13 protein-coding genes are annotated in these 18,940 nt (G+C 69.2%); 4 read left to right on the top strand and 9 right to left on the bottom strand.

The genetic code is table 11. The annotated features are described in order from the left end of the window. Positions 1–3: 3 nt before the first annotated feature. The 4 genes from ASG17_RS04650 to ASG17_RS04635 all read right to left on the bottom strand — a co-directional run bounded on the left by ASG17_RS04650 (position 4) and on the right by ASG17_RS04635 (position 4,925). Complete coding sequence (locus tag ASG17_RS04650) at positions 4–756, bottom strand: 3'(2'),5'-bisphosphate nucleotidase CysQ (protein WP_200935026.1); 753 nt, start codon at positions 754–756, stop codon at positions 4–6. Beyond that, complete coding sequence (gene cysN, locus ASG17_RS04645) at positions 753–2,642, bottom strand: sulfate adenylyltransferase subunit CysN (protein WP_056099833.1); 1,890 nt, start codon at positions 2,640–2,642, stop codon at positions 753–755. The genes ASG17_RS04650 and cysN overlap by 4 nt, the downstream gene beginning before the upstream one ends. Further along, positions 2,642–3,547, bottom strand: a complete 906-nt coding sequence (cysD, locus tag ASG17_RS04640; RefSeq protein ID WP_056099830.1) for a sulfate adenylyltransferase subunit CysD — start codon at positions 3,545–3,547, stop codon at positions 2,642–2,644. Before cysD ends, cysN begins: the two co-directional genes overlap by 1 nt. Before the next feature lie 367 nt (positions 3,548–3,914). Further along, on the bottom strand, positions 3,915–4,925 hold the full coding sequence (locus tag ASG17_RS04635) for a LacI family DNA-binding transcriptional regulator (RefSeq protein ID WP_082496113.1): 1,011 nt from the start codon (positions 4,923–4,925) through the stop codon (positions 3,915–3,917). A gap of 251 nt (positions 4,926–5,176) precedes the next feature. Between ASG17_RS04635 and ASG17_RS04630 the strand changes: the two genes are divergently transcribed. The 4 genes from ASG17_RS04630 to ASG17_RS04615 all read left to right on the top strand — a co-directional run bounded on the left by ASG17_RS04630 (position 5,177) and on the right by ASG17_RS04615 (position 11,688). Further along, a complete protein-coding gene (locus ASG17_RS04630) occupies positions 5,177–8,302 on the top strand; it encodes a TonB-dependent receptor (protein ID WP_162238771.1) in 3,126 nt (1,041 codons plus the stop codon). 127 nt (positions 8,303–8,429) lie between these two features. Next, positions 8,430–9,149, top strand: coding sequence for a SapC family protein (locus ASG17_RS15635; RefSeq protein ID WP_200935025.1), 720 nt, complete (start codon positions 8,430–8,432; stop codon positions 9,147–9,149). After that, on the top strand, positions 9,146–10,204 hold the full coding sequence (locus ASG17_RS04620) for a cupin-like domain-containing protein (protein ID WP_369796655.1): 1,059 nt from the start codon (positions 9,146–9,148) through the stop codon (positions 10,202–10,204). The genes ASG17_RS15635 and ASG17_RS04620 overlap by 4 nt, the downstream gene beginning before the upstream one ends. Continuing rightward, the gene (locus tag ASG17_RS04615) at positions 10,201–11,688 is read left to right on the top strand and encodes a tryptophan halogenase family protein (protein WP_056099821.1); all 1,488 of its coding nucleotides are present in this window, start codon (positions 10,201–10,203) and stop codon (positions 11,686–11,688) included. Before ASG17_RS04620 ends, ASG17_RS04615 begins: the two co-directional genes overlap by 4 nt. Here the strand turns inward: ASG17_RS04615 and ASG17_RS04610 are convergent. The 5 genes from ASG17_RS04610 to ASG17_RS04590 are packed head-to-tail and all read right to left on the bottom strand — an operon-like array spanning position 11,685 to position 18,926. Continuing rightward, complete coding sequence (locus tag ASG17_RS04610; RefSeq protein ID WP_082496111.1) at positions 11,685–12,938, bottom strand: MFS transporter; 1,254 nt, start codon at positions 12,936–12,938, stop codon at positions 11,685–11,687. The two genes, ASG17_RS04615 and ASG17_RS04610, sit on opposite strands and share 4 nt — an antisense overlap. Before the next feature lie 54 nt (positions 12,939–12,992). Continuing rightward, on the bottom strand, positions 12,993–14,789 hold the full coding sequence (locus ASG17_RS04605) for a hypothetical protein (protein WP_056099811.1): 1,797 nt from the start codon (positions 14,787–14,789) through the stop codon (positions 12,993–12,995). Then, entirely contained in the window at positions 14,786–16,906 is a 2,121-nt protein-coding gene (locus ASG17_RS04600) for a DUF4175 family protein (protein WP_056099808.1), read from the bottom strand. The genes ASG17_RS04605 and ASG17_RS04600 overlap by 4 nt, the downstream gene beginning before the upstream one ends. Further along, positions 16,903–18,060 (bottom strand): BatA domain-containing protein, encoded by a 1,158-nt coding sequence (locus tag ASG17_RS04595; protein WP_056099806.1) that lies wholly within the window; start codon positions 18,058–18,060, stop codon positions 16,903–16,905. The genes ASG17_RS04600 and ASG17_RS04595 overlap by 4 nt, the downstream gene beginning before the upstream one ends. After that, positions 18,057–18,926: a DUF58 domain-containing protein gene (locus ASG17_RS04590; protein ID WP_056099804.1), complete on the bottom strand. Its 870-nt coding sequence runs from the start codon at positions 18,924–18,926 to the stop codon at positions 18,057–18,059. Before ASG17_RS04590 ends, ASG17_RS04595 begins: the two co-directional genes overlap by 4 nt. Positions 18,927–18,940 lie beyond the last annotated feature (14 nt).

Genomic DNA, 18,940 nt, shown 5'->3' with positions numbered 1-18,940 from the left:
GGCTCACCTCAGCGCCGCCAGAAGACGATCCCTCAGCTCGGGCCGGCAGACAACGATGTCGGGCAGGTAGGGGTCGCTTCGGTTGTAGATCAGAGGCGAGCCGTCCAGCCGCGAGACATGCAGGCCCGCCGCCGCCGCCACCGCGACCGGGGCGCAGCTGTCCCATTCATACTGGCCGCCGGCGTGGACATAGGCCTGCGCCTCGCCGCGCACGACCGCCATGGTCTTGGCGCCCGCCGAGCCCATGCCGACCAGACGGGCGCCCAGGGCCGCCGCCGCGCGCTCGGCCTGTTCCGGCGGCCGGGTGCGGCTGACCAGGATGCGCAGCTCACCGGGACAGTCGCCCAAGGCGCAGTCGCTGGTGCTGTAGGTCGCCGGCAGGTCCGGCTGCGCCACCGCGCCGATGGCCGGCCTGCCGTCGATCGACAGGGCGACGTGCACCGCCCAGTCCGAACGCGCCTCGCCGTACTCCCGCGTGCCGTCGACCGGATCCACGATCCAGACACGCGACATCGACAGCCGCTTGGGATCGGCCGCACCCTCCTCGGACAGCACGCCATCCTCGGGCCGCAGATGCGCCAGCGCGTGGACCAGGAACTGGTGCGCCACCGCGTCGCCCGCCTTGCCCAGCGCCTTGCCGGCGAACATCCCCGTGTCGCGCAGCGCGACCAACAGCCGGCCCGCGCCGTCGGCCAGAGCGACAGCCAGTTCGGCGTCGCTCATGTCGGCCGCCAGTCCCGGAGACAGCGTGCTCATGCCTTGTCCAGCCAGGCCACGATGGCCTCGGCGGCCTCGGCGGGGGTCATGGCCGTGGTGTCGATGACGATCTCGGCGTGCTCCGGCGTCTCATAGGGGCTGTCGATGCCGGTGAAGTTGGCCAGTTCGCCCGCCCGCGCCTTCTTGTAGAGGCCCTTGACGTCGCGTTGCTCGGCGACAGCCAACGGCGTGTCGACGTGCACCTCGACGAACTCGCCCTCGCCCATCATGTCGCGCGCCATGCGGCGCTCGGCCCGGAACGGCGAGATGAAGCTGACCAGGACGATCAGACCGGCCTCGACCATCAACTTGGACACTTCCGCGACCCGGCGGATGTTCTCGACCCGGTCTTCCTCGGTGAAGCCAAGGTCGCGGTTCAGCCCGTGTCGGACGTTGTCGCCGTCCAGCAGGTACGTGTGCCGCCCATCGGCGTGCAGACGCTTCTCGACCAGATTGGCGATGGTCGACTTGCCCGCGCCCGACAGGCCGGTCAGCCAGACGACCCGCCCCTTCTGGCGTTTGATCGCCGCCCGCGCCGCCTTGTCGACCGACAGCGCCTGCCAGTGGATGTTGTGCGAGCGCCGAAGGGCGAAGTGCAGCAGCCCAGCCGCCACCGTCCGGTTGGTGATCCGGTCGATCAGGATGAAGCCGCCCAGGTCCTTGCTGGTCCCGTAGGGCTCGAACGCCGTCGCGGTCTCCAGCGACAGGTTGCAGACGCCGATCTCGTTCAGCTCCAGCCGCTTGGCCGGTTGCTGCTCGAGGGTGTTCACATTGACCTTGTACTTGGGCTCGGTGATCGAGGCCGAGACGGTCTTGGCGCCGACCTTCAGGAGATAGGGACGGCCCGGCAGCATCGGGTCCTCGTCCATCCAGACCAGGGTGGCCTCGAACTGGTCGGCGACTTCCGGCGGATTGTCGCCGGTTGCAAGGATGTCGCCGCGCGATACGTCGATCTCGTCTGCCAACGTCAGCGTGATGGACTGGCCGGCGACGGCCTGATCCAGGTCGCCGTCCGCAGTGACGATGCGCGCCACAGTGCTGGTGCGGCCCGACGGCAGGGCGCGGATCGGATCCCCAGGCCTCACCGTGCCCGAGGCGATCAGGCCAGAGAAGCCGCGGAAGTCCAGGTTCGGCCGGTTGACCCACTGGACCGGCATGCGGAAGGGATCGGCGGCCAGGACGTCGTCGATCTCCAGCGTCTCCAGCAGCCGCATCAGCGGCGGGCCGTCGTACCAGGGCGCCTTGTCGCTGGGCTCGGTGATGTTGTCGCCCTTCAGCGCCGACATCGGGATGGCGTGGAAATTGGTCAGGCCGATCTGCTCGGCGAACTCGCGATACTCGGCCAGGATGCTGTCGAAGGTCTCCTGCGACCAGTCGACCAGATCCATCTTGTTGATGGCCAGGATGACGTGACGGATGCCCAGCAGCGACACGAGATACGAGTGCCGCCGGGTCTGGGTCAGGACGCCCCGCCGCGCGTCGATCAGGATCACGGCCGCATCGGCGGTCGATGCGCCGGTGACCATGTTGCGCGTGTACTGCTCGTGCCCCGGCGTATCGGCGACGATGAACTTGCGTCGATCCGTCGAGAAGAAGCGGTAGGCGACGTCGATCGTGATGCCCTGCTCCCGCTCGGCGGCCAGGCCGTCGACCAGAAGGGCGAAGTCGATGTCGTCGCCTTGCGTGCCCACGCGCCGGCTGTCGGCCTCCAGGGCCGCCAGCTGATCCTCGAAGATCATCTTGGAGTCGTAGAGCAGCCGCCCGATCAGGGTCGACTTGCCGTCGTCCACGGAGCCGCAGGTGATGAAGCGCAGCAGGCTCTTGTTCTGGTGCGACTGCAGATAGGCCAGGATGTCGCTGGCGATGAGGTCGGATTGGTGAGCCATCAGAAATAGCCCTCCTGTTTCTTCTTCTCCATCGAGGCGGACTGGTCGTGGTCGATGGCCCGGCCCTGGCGTTCCGAGGTGGTGGTCAGCAGCATTTCCTGGATGATCTCGGGCAGGGTCGCCGCCGTGCTCTCGACCGCGCCGGTCAGGGGGTAGCAGCCCAGGGTGCGGAACCGCACCGAGCGCATCTGCGGCGTCTCGCCGTCGCGCAGCGGGAAGCGGTCGTCATCGACCATGATCAGCATGCCGTCGCGCTCCACCACCGGCCGTTCGGCAGCGAAATACAGCGGCACGATCGGGATCTGCTCCAGGTGGATGTATTGCCAGATGTCCAGCTCGGTCCAGTTGGAGATCGGGAAGACCCGAATGCTCTCACCCGGCCGTTTTCGGGCGTTGTAGAGCTTCCACAGCTCAGGCCGCTGGTTTTTGGGGTCCCAGCGGTGCTCGGCCGAGCGGAACGAGAAGATGCGCTCCTTGGCCCGCGACTTCTCCTCGTCGCGACGGGCGCCGCCGAAGGCCGCGTCGAACCCGTACTGGCTCAGCGCCTGCTTCAGGCCCTCGGTCTTCCACACGTCGGTGTGCAGCGCCGAGCCGTGGTCGAACGGGTTGATCCCCTGCGCCACCGCGTCAGGGTTCTTGTGCACCAGCAGCTCGAAGCCGAGCTCCTTGGCCATACGCTCGCGCATTTCGTACATGGCCTGGAATTTCCAGGTCGTGTCGACGTGTAGCAGCGGGAACGGCGGGCGCGACGGGAAGAAGGCCTTGCGCGCCAGATGCAGCATGACGGCCGAATCCTTGCCGATCGAATACAGCATCACCGGGTTCTCGGCCTCGGACGCCACTTCCCGCAGGATGTGAATGCTTTCGGCCTCGAGCCGCTGAAGATGGGTCAGGGACGCCGTCATGCGTGGCCCTCGGAGCAAGAAGTCGACAAAAGCAGTCCCCTGGCGGCCCGACGTCGCGGATCACGCGGCGGTCATATGGCGAAGGAACAGGGGACTTGTCACCCTCCCTTCGCGGGCGGGCCGCGCGCAGAGCCGATGCGCTACCTGATAAATTCTCGCCACGTCTCTCAGAAGGCCTGCCAAGCGGACAGAAAAACGCCGCGACGCACGGGAGTCGTCGCGGCGTGGGAAGGTGGGAAAGGAATTCCAGGAAGTCACGAATGACCTCTCGCCACCCGCGCCTCTTGCGGCTGGCGACGTCAGAATGCCCAACCGTTGACAGCGTTGTCAATGACGAATTGATACCGGTACCACCTCGTTCGCTCGGTCAGGTGGGCGGGGGGCTGGACGATTCACGGACCAGCAGCTGGAAGGGGTGTTTGCGGTGCTCCGAAGATCCCCCGTCTTCCAGTTGGGCAATGACCATGTCGGTCGCGGCGACCGCCATTTCGAACACCGGCTGGCGCACCGTCGTGATGCGAGGCCAGGTGATGCGGGAGACCTCGGAATCGTCGAAGCCGACGATGGAAACCTGGGCCGGCACATCAATGCCGCGTTCGCGTGCGGCCATCAGGGCGCCCACCGCCATGTCGTCATTCTGCGCCAGGATAGCCGTCGGACGATCCGCCCCATCCAGCAGTTCGCAAGCCGCCTGGTGCCCGCTGTCGCGTGTGAACAGGCCCTGCTTGATTCGCTCGGGACGCAGAGTGACGCCGGCCGCGGCGAAGGCCTGGTCGTATCCCCGGGTTCTCGCGACGCTGGACGCATGGGTGGGGTCGCCGCGAATGACGGCGATCTCGCGGTGACCCAGGTCAAGCAGGTGCTGTGCCGCCTCGCGCGCGGCCGACACGTCGTCGATCAGGGTGCCGGGCCCGGCCTCCAGATTCTCCATCGGTGCAATACGGGCGAAGCGGATGCCCGCCGCCGTCAGGTCCTGCAGAATGCGGGTGTTGTCCGCCGCCGGCGGCGCCAGCACCACGCCGTCCAGCGCGGCCGAGCGCAGGAGGCCCACGACCTCGCGTTCCCGCTCCGCCACGGACGAGACCGGGATTACGACCAGGCGGTACCGCTCGTTCTTCAGCCGTTCGAGCACCCCCATCTGCAACTCGACAACGTAGCTTGGCGACGGGTTCTCGTAGACCAGACCGATCAGGTGGGAGCGGCGCCGCACCAGCGCCTGGGCGAGCACGTTGGGATGGTAGTTCAGCGCCTCGGCCGTCTCGCGCACACGCTTGCGCACCTGGTCGGTGACATTGGGTTCGTCGTTGAAGACGCGCGAGACCGTCTTGGTCGAGACGCCCGCCTCGCGGGCGACGTCGCTGATGGTCGTGCGTCGCATGCCTGTCAGCACCGAGACGATCTCTCCGGTGAGCCGTTGAGCATCTCAGCTATCCCCTCCCCGCGCCGCGGTCCAGTCAAACACGGCGTCGACGGACGGTCACTCCAGCCACACCGCAACGTCCATCGGCCGATAGCGCTAACATTTCCGTTGACAGCGTAGGACAATGGAGAGACGGTCAACCGGCTGGCGTCACAGTCCCAGCGGCAAAACACAACGGACGGCGGCGACAAGCCGCCGCGGAGGGAAACATGAGGGGTAGAACATTCATGGGCGCGCTCGCGCGCTCGTCGTCGGCGCTCGCGCTTTTGACAGCGCTGTCAGTGCCGGCTCTGGCGCACGCTCAGGACGCGGATACCGCGCAGGTCGACGACGTCATCGTCACCGGCGTTCGCGCGTCCCTGGACGCCGCCATGGACATCAAGCGCAATTCATCCGGCGTCGTGGACGCCATCTCGGCCGAGGACATCGGCAAGTTCCCCGACACCAACCTGGCCGAGTCGCTGCAGCGCGTATCCGGCGTGTCGATCAACCGGGTGAACGGCGAAGGCTCGGAAGTCACGGTTCGCGGCTTCGGCGGCGGCTTTAACCTGGTGACCCTGAACGGGCGTCAGATGCCGACCGCCAACGTCGTGGCCGTCGGCGGCGACCAGAACGTGGACTTCTCGACGGCGACCAGCCGTTCGTTCGACTTCTCGAACCTGGCGTCGGAAGGCGTCAGCCGCCTCGAGGTCTACAAGACCGGCCGCGCGGCCATCCCGTCGGGCGGCATCGGCGCCACCGTCAACATCGTCACGCGCCGTCCCCTGGACGTCAGTGAAGAGGGCGCCAGCGGCAGCATCGGCGTCAAGGCGGTGCACGACGCCAGCGTCGATCGGGGCGACGACGTCACTCCTGAAGTCTCCGGCCTGTTCAACTGGGTCGACGACAGCCACACCTTCGGCGTCTCTCTGTTCGGCAGCTATCAGCGCCGCGACAGCGCAGCGGCCAGCTCGACCGTCAACGCCTGGAACATCGTGCGCCGCGACGTCGCCCTTAACCCGGCCGGCCCCTATGTGAACGCCCAGACGACCGTGTCGAACGCGCCGTCAACCAACCAGTTGGTCGCCATCCCGAACGACAGCCGCTACCACTTCTCGGAGTCCAGCCGCGAACGCATGAACGGCCAGGCCGTCGTGCAGTGGAGTCCGTCGGACAGCCTGCGCTTCACCGTCGATGCGCTTTACGCCGAGACGACCACGGACGAGGCCCGCACCGATCAGACCAACTGGTTCAACCGCCCGTTCGGCCAGATCCGGTTCGACGACAACGACCAGGTCGCCACCGCCGTCTTCCTGCAGGAGACCATCGGCGGGGCCAAGGACGAGGGCTTCGAGCAGCAGTATCGGGCGACCAAGGACACCCTGGAGTCGTTCGGCTTCAACGCCCAGTGGGACGCGACCGACAACCTCAGCTTCGAGCTGGACGCCCACTCGTCGACGGCCGAGAGCACGCCCAATGGCTCCAACGGCGCCTCCTCGACCCTGATCGGTCTGGGCGCCAAGATCGTCGGCGGTCACTCGGTGGACTTCTCGGGCGACATCCCGGTCCAGACGGTGGTCTTCCGCGACGACCTGTACGGCAACAACAACGGCGTGCTCGACACACCCGATGTCGGCAGCTCCATCGCGCGCACCAACGCCTCGCAGCAGATGCAGGAAGTCCAGGAGATCCGCGTTTCGGGTCGCTATGACTTCAGCACCGGCGGCCGGTTCGACTTCGGCGCCGAGTACATCTCGTCGGACATGACCAGCCAGCGCGTCCAAACCCAGCAAACCCTGGGCGACTGGGGCGTCAACAATCCCGGCGACGTCAACGCCATCGCGCCGGGCCTGCTGGAAGAGTTCTGCCTGACCTGCCGGTTCGACAGCTTCGACCCCGGCTCGACCGGCTCCTCGCTGGTCGCGTTCCGCGGCGACGCCATCGCCCTCTACAACGCCCTGTCGGCCGCCTATGCGGCGGACAAGAACCCTTTCAACGGCGTCGCCGACGCGGGCAGCCCTGTTTCGATCACGGGCCAGGACTACAACACGGTGGCCGAGGACACCTGGGCTCTCTACGGCCAGGTGACCCTGGAAGGCGACCTCGGCAGCTGGCCCTACCAGGTCGTCGCCGGTGTTCGCTATGAGAGCACCGACGTCGAGTCGACCTCGCTGATCTCGGTCCCGACCGAAATCCGCTGGGTCTCTGACAACGACTTCACCCGCATCGTCGGCGCCACGGTTCAGCCCGTGACCGGCACGGGCGGCTACGACAACGTCCTGCCGGCTTTGGACTTCTCGATCGAGCCGCGCGAAGACATCAAGCTGCGCGCTTCGTTCAGCCGCACCCTGGCGCGTGCCGACTACGGCGCCCTGTTCTCGGCCACCACCGTGAACGCCCCGGGCCGTCCGACTGCTCTGGGCGGCGAGGCGACCGGCAACTCGGGCAACCCGAACCTGCTGCCGCTGGTTTCAGACAACCTGGACTTCTCGGCGGAATGGTACTTCGCCCCGTCCAGCTATGTGTCGGTCGGCTACTTCGACAAGCGCGTCCGGAACTTCATCGGCCAGGGCGTGGTCAACCGCTCCCTGTTCGATCTGCGCGACCCCAGCTCGGGCGCCGCAGGCTCGAACTCCGGCATCGCTCAGGGCCGCCTGACCTCGCTCGGCGCGGATCTGTCCGACGTGAACCTGTTCACCTACACGGCGCTGCTGATCCAGAACAACGGCAACACGGCGCAGACCGACGCCCAGTTCAATGCCCAGCGCACCGGACCGAACGGCTCGCTGAACCAGGGCTTCGTCGACCAGGTGCTGGCCGCCTACGACATCTCCGCGAACGGCAACGATCCGCTGTTCAACTTCGCGGTGTCGCAACCGGTCAACAACCGCGAGGCCAACATCGACGGCTTTGAAATCGCCGGACAATACTTCCTGGGCGACACCGGCTTCGGTATCGCCGGGTCGTACACGATCGTGAACGGCGACGTGGAAGTGGACGTCGGCGCCGATCCGAGCATCGACCAGTTCGCCCTGCTCGGCCTCAGCAACAGCGGCAACGTCACGCTGATCTACGACAACCACGGCGTCTCGGCGCGTCTCGCCTACAACTGGCGTGACAAATACCTGACCCAGACCAACCGTGACGGCTCCAACCGGAACCCGGTGTTCACTGCGCCCTTCGGCACGCTGGACATGAACGTCAGCTACGACATCACCGACAATATGGCGGTGTCGTTCGAGGCCATCAACCTGACCAGCGAGACGGTCCGGACCTATGGACGAAGCGAGCGCCAGCTCTACTTCGCCCAGGAGCTGAGCCCCCGCTATCTGCTGGGCCTGCGCGCCCGGTTCTGATCGCGAAGACCACCGAAGAAAGCAGGGCCGTCGCGTCGCGGCGGCCCTGTGCTTTTTTGCTCAGATGATATGGTGACATCGTGGGACTCGCCGCGTCGGTCCCGTCGCCAACACGCCGAGGCTCCGAGTGACGAATATCGTAATGCTGAACAACGTGGACCACGCCGATCTTCGGGTGGCCCAGGGCTATGGCGCGGCATACGGCGACGCCGTCAATGTGACCCGCGTCTTCCCCAACGAGTTCGAGGCCGTCGCCCGCGAATATCCGATCCTGTTCAAGCAGACGCCTGACGGCAAGATCGACCCCGTCGCCTTGCTGGGGCTGGACCGCGACGAGAACCTGTTCCTGGTCGGTGACGAATGGCGGGCCCGCTATGTGCCGATGGCGCATCGGCGCGGCCCCTTCTCAATCAATCTGCCGGGCCCCGACGCGCCCGATCCGCGCGACGCCAAGATCAACGTCGACCTGGACCACGCCCGCATCACGAAGGCGGGCGAGCCCGTCTTCCTGCCGCACGGCGGATCGACACCCTATCTGGACGGCGCCTCGAACACTCTGTCGGCGCTTTACGACGGCATTCGCCTGGTCGATCCGATGATCGGGGCCTGGGTCGACGCAGGTCTGCTGGACGGCGTCGCCATCGACGTGACGGTCGGCGACGGTCGGCGCTACGATATCGACCAGTTCCTGGCCGTTTCGCGCGACAAGCTTGCGGCGTTGAGCGGCGATACGCTGCAGTCGCTGCATCAGAAGGGCTGGCTGACACTGGCGATCCTGGCCGCGACGTCGATCTCGAACATCGACCTGCTGGTGCGGCTGAAGAACACGCGCGAAGGCTGGGCGTGACAGCCGCCGCGGCCCAGACCACAGACGTGGGCGTCGTCACGCGGCGCACGCGCGTGGTCGAGGCGCCCTCTGGTCCCCTGCCGCTGGACGACCTGTTGGCTGCGCAGGAGCCGGTGATCTTTCGCGGTCTGGCGAGCGGCTGGGCGCTGGCCGCCGCCGGCCGGAAGGGCCCTAAGGCGGCCATCGACTATCTGAAGCAGTTCGACGCCGGGCGGCCGGTGGTCGGCTACACCGGCGCACCGGGCATCGGCGGCCGGTATTTCTACGACGACGCCATGACCGGCCTGAACTTCGAGGGTCGACCGGTCTCGCTGAGACGATATCTCGACGCCGTGGCCGATCACCTGGACGATCCCAACCCGCCATCCTTCTATATCGGGTCCACGGATCTGGACGGGTATTTGCCCGGCCTGCGCGCCGAGAATTCGCTGAGCCTGCCGCCGCCCGCGCCGGGAGCCGCGCCGCCGCTGGTCAGCATCTGGCTGGGCAACCGCACGACGGCGGCGACCCATTTCGACATGTCCAACAATCTGGCCTGTTCGCTGGTCGGGCGGCGCCGTTTCACCCTGTTCCCGCCGGAGCAGGTCCAGAACCTGTACCCTGGCCCGCTGGAGCCGACGCCCGGCGGGCAGGTTGTCAGTCTGGTCGACCCGTCCGCGCCCGATCTGGTGCGCTATCCCCGCTACGCCCTGGCCGCCGAGGCGGGCCAGGTGGCCGAGCTGGAGCCCGGCGACGTCCTCTTCTACCCGGCCCTGTGGTGGCACAACGTCGAGGCGCTGGAGCCCTTCAACGCCATGATCAACGTCTGGTGGAACCGATCGCCGGCCTTCATGGACACGCCGATGACAACCCTGCTGCACGGGCTGCTGAGCCTGCGCGATCGGCCTGACGCCGAAAAGCAGGCCTGGCGCGCGCTGTTCGACTACTATTTGTTCGGCGCGCCTGACCGCGCCACCGCCCATATTCCAGAAGCCGCGCGCGGCGATCTGGCGCCGCTGGACGCCCTGGCCGCACGCCGCTTGCGCGCGCGCATCCAGCAGAAGCTGAACCGATGACCCAGCCGAAACGAACGCGCGTGGTGATCGCCGGCGGCGGGACGGCCGGATGGCTGGCGGCGGCGCTGCTGACCCGCCAGCTAGGCCCGCTGCTGGACGTGACCCTGGTCGAGTCCGAACAGATCGGCACGGTGGGCGTGGGCGAATCCACCATTCCTACGGTGACGCGCTTTCACGCCCTGATCGGCGTCGAAGAGCGCGGCTTCATGACCGCGACGGGCGCCACCTTCAAGCTGGGCATCAGCTTCGAGGGCTGGGGCCGCACGGGCGATCGCTACATCCACTCGTTCGGCGACGTCGGAAAATCGACCTGGATGGGAGACTTCCAGCATTTCTGGCTCGAGGCGCGCGATCGCGGCGTGGCCGGTGCGCTGGGCGACTATTGTTTCGAGCATCAGGCGGCCGACGCAGGCAAGTTCGCGGCCGGCGGCGATGGGCGCCTGAACTACGCCTACCACCTGGACGCCGGCCGCTACGCCCGCTTCCTGCGCGCCCATTCGGAGGCGGCCGGTCTGACGCGTGTCGAGGGCAAGATCGAGACGGTGGAGCGCGACGCCGGCAGCGGCGTCATCACGGCGCTGGCGCTGGACGGCGGACGGCGCGTCGAGGGCGATGTCTTCCTCGATTGCACGGGGTTCCGGGGTCTCTTGATCGGCGATGCGATGGGTGTCGGCTTCGAGGACTGGGGTCACTGGTTGCCGACCAACCGGGCGCTGGCGGTGCAGACCGTCTCCACCGAGCCGGCCGCGCCCTACACACGCGCCATCGCCCATGACGCCGGCTGGCGCTGGAAGATCCCGTTGCAGCACCGGGTCGGCAACGGCCTGGTCTACGCCTCGGACCATCTGTCGGACGACGAGGCCCAGGCGCGCCTGCTGTCGTCCATCGACGGAGAGCGCCTGATCGAGCCGGGCCTGATTCGCTTCCGCACCGGTCGCCGGTTGAAGACGTGGGAGGGCAACTGCATCGCCCTCAGCCTCGCGGCAGGCTTCGTCGAACCGCTGGAATCGACCAGCATCCACCTGATCATGACCGGCCTTGCGCGGCTGGTTCAGGCCTTCCCCTTCGACGGCATCAGCCCGGCCGTGGTCGACCGCTTCAATGCCCAGTCGCGCGAGGAGATGGAGCGGATCCGCGACTTCATCGTCCTGCACTATCACCTGAACCAGCGCGACGAGCCGTTCTGGAAAGCGCATCGCGAGAATGACGTGCCCCAGACGCTCAAGGACCGCCTGGCCCTCTTCGGCGAGCAGGCCCAGGCCTATCAGGCGCCGGACGAACTGTTCCGCGTCGGGTCATGGATGCAGGTCATGCTGGGCCAGAATCTGACGCCGCGCGCCCACCACGCCATGGCGCGCATGATGCCGACCGATCAGTTGGCCGGCGCGCTCGCCGACCTGAAGAGCAACATCGATCGCGCCGTGGATCGGCTGCCCACCCATCAGGCGTTCGTGGACAGCTATTGTGCGGAAGCGGTCGCCTAGAGCGACCGCCGCGCCGCCAGGACGACCAGTCCGCCCGCCAGGGCCGAGACCGCCGCCACGCCGAACAAGGCCGACAGGCTCCAGTCCAGCGTGGTGATCAGCAATATCCCCAGCGCCGGCGCCAGAATCTGGGGCACGGTGATGGCGATGTTCATGATGCCGAGATCCCGACCAATGTTCTCGCGCTTGGGCAGCGCCTGGGCGACCAGCGCATTGTCGGTCGTGGCGAACAGGCCCGACCCCAGTCCGTAAATCAACTGGCCGACCAGCGGCCCGGGCCAGGCCGGCGTTATCGCCATCACGGCCGCGCCCACCGCCAGTCCCACCGCGCCCACGGCGACGAAAAGCCTGCGGTTGCCGACCCTGTCCGACCAGACACCGCCGATGAAGCCGCAGGTCAGACCCGTCGCCGTGGCGCCCGCGATCAGCAGCCCCATCACCGCCTCCGGCCGCATCGACGGCAGTCGGCTGGCCACATCGGCGTCCTGCTGAAGATAGAACAGCAGGTAGAGATTGTTCAGCGCCATCGCGGTCTGGACCAACACGCGCGAGCCGAAGACGATCCGGAAATCGCGGTCGGCCAAGGCGCTGAACGAGCGGCTCAGCCGGATCGGCGGGCGCGGCGCGGGGGCGGCCGTCTCGCGCAGACCGAAGATTGCGAAGGGGGCGGTCAGGACGGCGACCGTCAGCCCCACCACCCAGTAGCGTTCGGCCGCGCCGCTCAGCGCCACAGCGATGACCAGTGCCGCGAACAGGTTTGCGATCGGATAGGCGACACCCAAAAAGGCCGACACCACGCCCTTCTGCCGATCCGGCACGCGATCGGCGTAGACGGTCACCAAGGGCGCGAACATGACGTTGAAAGCGACCTGGAAGGCGACGATGGCCGCGATCAAGCGTCCCGGCGTGTCGGCCCAGTAGACGCCGACGTAGGACAGCGTTGTCAGGACGCCGCCGACCAGGATCCACGGCCGGCGGCGGCCCCATCGCGAGCGTGTGCTGTCACTCAGCAGGCCGGTGATCAGATGCGAAAGCCCCGCCGCCGCGGCCCCCCACATGGCTGCCTGACTGAGGACCAGCGACGCGATCTCGCTGTCGATCTGGGCCGCCTTGATGGGCAGCAGGACGTTGAGCAGCGGCACGAAGCCGATGAAGGCGCCGATCTGCGCGAGCGTATAGCCGCCCACAAAGCGCGCGGTGACGCTGTCCGTCGGCGTTAAGGGAATGGCGTCGTTCGGTGGTGATGACATCGCGCCGATGGAGCCCTCTGCCGCAGCGTCAAAGGCTTACCGTTCGGCGAATGGTCAGACAAGTGGTGGTGGCGCGGTGTCGCGGCGGCGACCAAGGCGCGAGCGCTCCAGGGCCCACATCGCGACGCTCGCGACAAACCACGCCGCAAGCCAGGGCCAGGAAGAGCCGGGCGCGCGCTCGGCCGGCGGTGCGCCGGGCGCGGTCTTGGGCAGCATCAGGGTAGCGTCACGATCGCGTCTCGTGCGCAGTGCGCTCAAGCTGTCGGCGCTGTGGACGAACAGCGGCGTCATCGCGCCGTTCCCGGCTTCGATGGCCATCCAGCCAGCACGCGCGGGCCAGAAGGCCGCGCACCCCGCGGGATCGACGATCAGGCTCGCGCTTTCGGCCTTCGCGCCGGACTTCAAACCGCAGACAATGGTGCGTTCGCCTACCCACGCCTTGCCGGGCATGGCGGCGGAGGCCGGCCCGGGGCGCGCCGTCGTGGACAATAGGTCGCTCCACCATTCGGCATAGAGGTCGCGGCGACCGGTCAGGGTCAGGGCGTAGCTGTCGATCGGCGTGAAGACAGCGATCCGCCCCCGACCAAAGGCGCGCCAGGCCGCCAGCGTCGTTCCCTTGGCGTCTCGGAGCAACGGCGCAGTCTCGCCGCCGCCCGGGATCAGGCCCAGCCGCTGAAGGTCAGGCGCCACCGCTTCGGCGAACCCGGCATCCAGTGGCTGGTCAGCGGGCGGAACGCCCAGGCGGGTGCGCTGCGCGGCCTCCGCTCGTGGCGCCGGCAGCGCCAGCGTCGTCAGGCCGCCCTGCCCGCTCAGCGAAAAGCCGAGCGCCCGCCAGTCTCCCGCCGAGCCGGCGTCCAGCGGACCGGAGGGTCGCAGGACCAGGCCCATGCCGCCGCGCACGGCCGCCAGCACCGCGCCGCGTCCGCCGCCGAGCGCCCGCCAGCTGCGGTCGTCGATGACGGCGGCGTCGAACCGGCCCAGCGCGCCTGCGTCCATTCTCGCCTGCGGATCGCCCACTTCCACACCGCCCCCGATGCTGATCTGAGCAACCACGTCGAAGCCCGCATCGGTCGCCCAGCGACGCAGATATTTGACCTCTGCGCTGGGCGCCGCCGCGAGGATCAGCAGGCGCGGCCTGGCCGTCGCTTCGACCCGCACCGGCAGGGCGGCGGTCTCTACCACCTGATCGCGCGCATCCTTGATCCGCACCTGAAAGGCGGTCAGGCCGGCGGCGCGGGTGGAGCCGTTCAGGGCGAAACCGCCGTCCGCCGCGAGCGGCTGCGCGTCGGTCACCCGACCCGCCGGATCGAGCAGTTCGGCACGACCGCCCGGGACGCCGTCGACCTGTCCTCCGGCGGTGAAGGCCGCGCCCGGCGCGACACGATCCGGCCCGTTCAAAGCGACCAGGCCCTTGGGCCCAACGCTGGGGCGGAAGGAGACGGCGACGTCGCCCAAGGCTTCACGGTCGCGCGCCGTCAGGCCGGCGCCGACCACGGCGATGTGTCGCACTCCGGGATGACGTCGCAGCACGGTCCCCAGGTCCGGCGCACGCTCGGCCCCGGCGATGGGCAGCGCCTCGGGCAAGGCGTAGAGGCGTGCGCCGTCACCGCTCAGGGACGCCGGCGCGCCAGCCGTGGCGACCATGATCGCCGAGGCCGGTGCCGGGCGATCCGGCGGGAACATGCCGAAGAGCAGCAGAGCCGCGCAGACCGGCTGGAGCGCCACCAGAACCGCGAACCGCCAAGACGCGCCGCGTCGCTCAGCCGCCGCGCGCCGCCACAGGGCGAGCCTGATCCAGGCGCCCAGCACGGCCACCGTCAGCACGCAGGCCAGGATCCACGCCGGGCTCATCGACCGCCTCCGGCCAGACGATCCAGATAGCGCGCACCCGTCGCGTCCGGCGTCCGTCGACGCAGCACCTCGGCTTCAGGTCGCTCCATCGCCGTCCAGAGCACGCCGCGCAGCCGCTGGCGACACGCGCTGCAGCCGGGATCGCGCCGCACGGCGTCCAGCGCCGCCGTGATCGCCAGCGGGTCGGGCAGCCGCTCGCCGTTCGCTCGCACCCAGGTTTCCAGCGCACTCAGCGCCGCCGCCTCACCGCTCCCCGGCCGCGACTGCTCCAGGATGCGCCACGCCTCAACGGCCGGGCCGTCGGTGGCCTCCACGGCGCCCAGCGGAAGGTCACGGCTGTCGATGCCCTCGCGCTTGCCCGTCATTCGACGCGTCGGATCGATGGGCGGCAGTTCGCGCCCGACGCGGTTCAGGAAGATGCGGGTCGCCTGCTGCACCTCTTTGATCCGATCCAGCGCCTCGTTGGCATGCGGCAGGGCACGGTCGGGGTGGCCGGTCTTCAGCTCCCGCTCGGACAGCCACATGGCGTCGACCGCCTGGCGCAGGAGTCTGCGCGTATTCGGATCCAGACCCGACGCCTCCGCTTCTCCGTGCTCGTGACCGTATTCGGCCAGCACGTCCTCCATCCGACCGAAGCCCCCGCCGGCGGTTGCAGGCGGGGGCGCACCGTGGTCGTGACCGTCGTCGTCCGTGTGGGCGGGCGCGGCGGCGTCACTGGTCGGCAGTTGTGGCGCGCCTTCGGTCTCTCCGCCCAGGAACTGGCTGTAGCGGCCGCGCAGGATGGCCTGATCGCCGCCGAGGTTTTCGGACCGGCGCAGGAAGTCGGCATCGGATAGACGGCGCTGCTGACGGATCAGGGCTTCGGCGTCGATGATGATCTGGCGTTGGCTGCGGAAATAGGCCGGCAGGGTGGTGTTGATCATGCCCTCCAGCCCGCTGCTCTGCGGATCGGCGGTGGGCCAGCGCAGGATCAGGCTCGGCCCGCGCACCTCCTGCGGACCGGGCGAGCGGGTGTCGCGCACGACCAGCTGCACCACCAGATCGCCGCCGGCCGCGAAGCCAAGCTGGCCGAAGTCCAGCACCGGGGCGAAGCGACGATCGCGCGCAGCGCCGCGCGCGGTGATCGAAATCTCGCGCTCGCTGAAGGTGACGTTCTCGCCCTCGCCGATGGCCAGGGTGATGCGCAGGCGGGCATTGGCCGCCACGCCATAATCGTCGGTCGCCGAGAAGACCGGCGTCCAGCTGCGCTGGCCGGCGATGACGAAGGTCAGGCTGTTCTCGGGCGACAGGACGCGGACCTGCGGCGGGGCGTCGGGCGTCACGTCAATGCGGCGCAGAGGCCCCACGGCGGCGTCCGGCCCGGCCTGGACGCGGTAGAGCATGGACTGTCGGGCGACGATTTCGGCCTGCCAGACGTCGCCTTCATGGCGCAGCGTCGGGCTCGCGCCGCCCAGCACTTCGATACGCGGCGCGGTCGCCTCGGGCGAGAAGCGGAACGTCCATTCCAGCCGTGTCCCCTCCGGCACGCGCGCATCCAGCTCGCCCTGATCGCGCACGGGCAGGCCGGTGTAGGCGGGCGGGCGGATGCGCAGGCCCTGGGCGACCAGACGCGGCGCGCCAGGCGCGGCGGCCTGTCCCGTCACCGGCGCCAGGGTCTGGGGCAGGTCGCCCGGACGCGGCCAGGCGACCGCGGCGACCGCGATCAGGGTCCCGGCGATCCATGCGGCGATCACCCAGCGACGGTCGCGCTCAGGCGCCAGCGCCTCCGGCGATCCGGCATCCAGCCGCGCCATGAGCCGGTCGCGCTGCAGCGACTGCAACGGACCCAGCGGCGCCGAGGCGAACAGCAGTTCGGCGCTGTCCTCCAGCTCCGGCCGCCGCGCATCGAGGCGCGCGACCAGCCAGGTCAGATCGAACCGCTTCACCCGCAGCCACGCCACGACGACCGCCGCTGCGAGGGTCGCCAATGCCGCGACCAACGCGACGCCGCCCCCGCCCAGCCGCCACGCCACGGCCGTCGCTGACACGATCAGCGGCAGGGCGATCAGGGCGTCATAGGCGGCCTCGGCCCGGCGAGCGGGCGCGGTCCAGCGGGCGATCAGGGCGCCGGGGCTCATGGCGCGTCCGCCCGGCGACGCCGCGTCGCCAGAAACCGTTCGACCAGCAGGACGAGGCCGATCAGGACCGCCAGCCACGGCCGCATCTCCAGCGGCGGCTGCGGATAGGATGGTCCGCCGGTCGCGGGCCGATAGTCCGTCGCCGCCATGCCAGTCGGCGCCTGCATCCGACCTTGCAGCAGGTCACGCAGCTGAGCCGGGAAGGCCGCGTCCAGCAGGACGGGCATGTCGCCGGGCGTCAGAGGGCGGCTCAGGTGGATCAGCCGCCCGCGCCCCATCGCCGCGCCGGTGGCCAAGGCCGCGCCTGTATCGTCGCGCCACAAGACCGAGGGCTCGAGCCCCGCCGGCCAGACGGCGTCATACGACACCAGCGCCACGCCGCCCCGTTCGACCCAGTCCGCGACAGCCTCGGGGACACCCCCGGCGCCCAGCCGCGCCAACGCCTGTCCATCCGGCGGCAGGGCGGCGTCCAGGGCGCCGACTTCGACCGACCGACCGTCCTCGACCCAGGCCTCGGCGGCGGCGCGCAGATAGCGGGCGCCGGACGCGTGGGCGGCGTCGGTGCGGATGGTCAGGATCGGCGGCGGGACGGCCGGCCGCTCTGGCGTGGCCATGACGCCGGGGACCACGCGCCAGTCGACCTTGCGCGACAGCTTCAGCCGTTCGGCGTCCACGCCCTGGATCACCGGCGGCGTCACGATGGTTAGCGTCGCGCCCTTGGAAAGCTCGGCGTCCAGCTGGCGGATCAGGCTGGCGGTCTGGCCCACGGCCGGAGCGGCCAAGGTCGCGCCCGCCTCCACCTCGGCGAAGCCCGGCGCCAGCCAGTGCAGAGGAGCCTCGCCGGCAATGGAGCGCGCCTGGGTAAGGTCGGCGCCGGGGGCCACAGCGATATAGCCGGACGGCCCGCCCGCTCCCTCCAGCGCCGGCCGGGCCAGCCACAGCGCGACCAGCGCGACCAGCACCAGTCGCGCGATCAGCAGCGGCCATTCGTCGAAGCGCAGCCGAGACCGGGGCTTCGGCCTCGGGTCCAGCCAGCGCAGTGCGGCGAACACCGTCAATCGCTCCTGCTGACGCCGGGCGATGTGGAGGATCAGCGGCGCCGCCAGGGCGACCAGCGCCAGCAGTCCCGCTGGAAGGAGCAGCAGCGGCGTCATCCGAACAGCCGCCTCAGCGGCCGGTCCAGCGGCTCGCCCAGCACATGGTCGGTCCGCACCACGCCCGCGGCGTCGAGCCGGGCATGCAGGTCCGCGCGCGCCGCGCCGAACCGCCGCAGGAAGGTCGCCTTCAGCGCCGGCCCGTCGCCCAGCAGCTCTCGCCCGGTCTCGGGATCGATGAAGCGGCGACCGTCCTTGATGTCGAAGTCGCGCTCGGCCGCCGTCAGCATTTCGACGAACAGCACTTCGCGCCCCGCCGAGGCGATCTTCGTCGCGATCTCGACCAACGCCGCCTCGAACCCGTCGCTCAGCACCACCAACAGATCGCGCGCGCCGATCCGCGCCAGCAGGGGCCGCACCACATCGTCGCCGGCGAAGTCGCCGTCGGCCTTCAGCGGCTCCAGATCCAGCAGCATCCGGTCGCGGTGCCGGGCGCCGCCTGACGCCGGACCGAAGCGCACGCCCGCCGCGCTCAGCGTCATCCAGCCGAACCTGTCGCCCTGTCGCAGCGCCGCCTCGGCGACCGCCTGGGCTAGCCCCTTGGCCGCGTCCAGCCGCGCATGATCCGGACGCGCCTCGTCCGCCTGGCTCATGGAGGCGCTGGCGTCGATAATGATCCAGGCGTTGACCGGGCTCTCGCGCTCGGCCTCGCGCACGAAGAATTTGTCCGAGCGGCCGTACAGTTTCCAGTCGACCCGGCGCGGTTCGTCGCCGCGCTCATAGGCGCGGTACTGGGCGAACTCGAGACCGGCGCCCCGGCTGCGGCTCTGGTGCTGGCCCAGGCCGTCGGCGCCCTGCGCGCGGCGCGAGGCGAGCCGCAGGCTTTTCAGCCGCGCCCGTTCGTCCGCTGCGAGGAAGTCGATCACGCCCTTGACCCTTG

It is taken from the genome of Brevundimonas sp. Leaf363, assembly GCF_001424025.1.
Lineage (GTDB): Bacteria > Pseudomonadota > Alphaproteobacteria > Caulobacterales > Caulobacteraceae > Brevundimonas.
The sequence above is the reverse complement of the archived record's forward strand: the minus strand, read 5'-3'. Positions and strand labels throughout refer to the sequence as shown.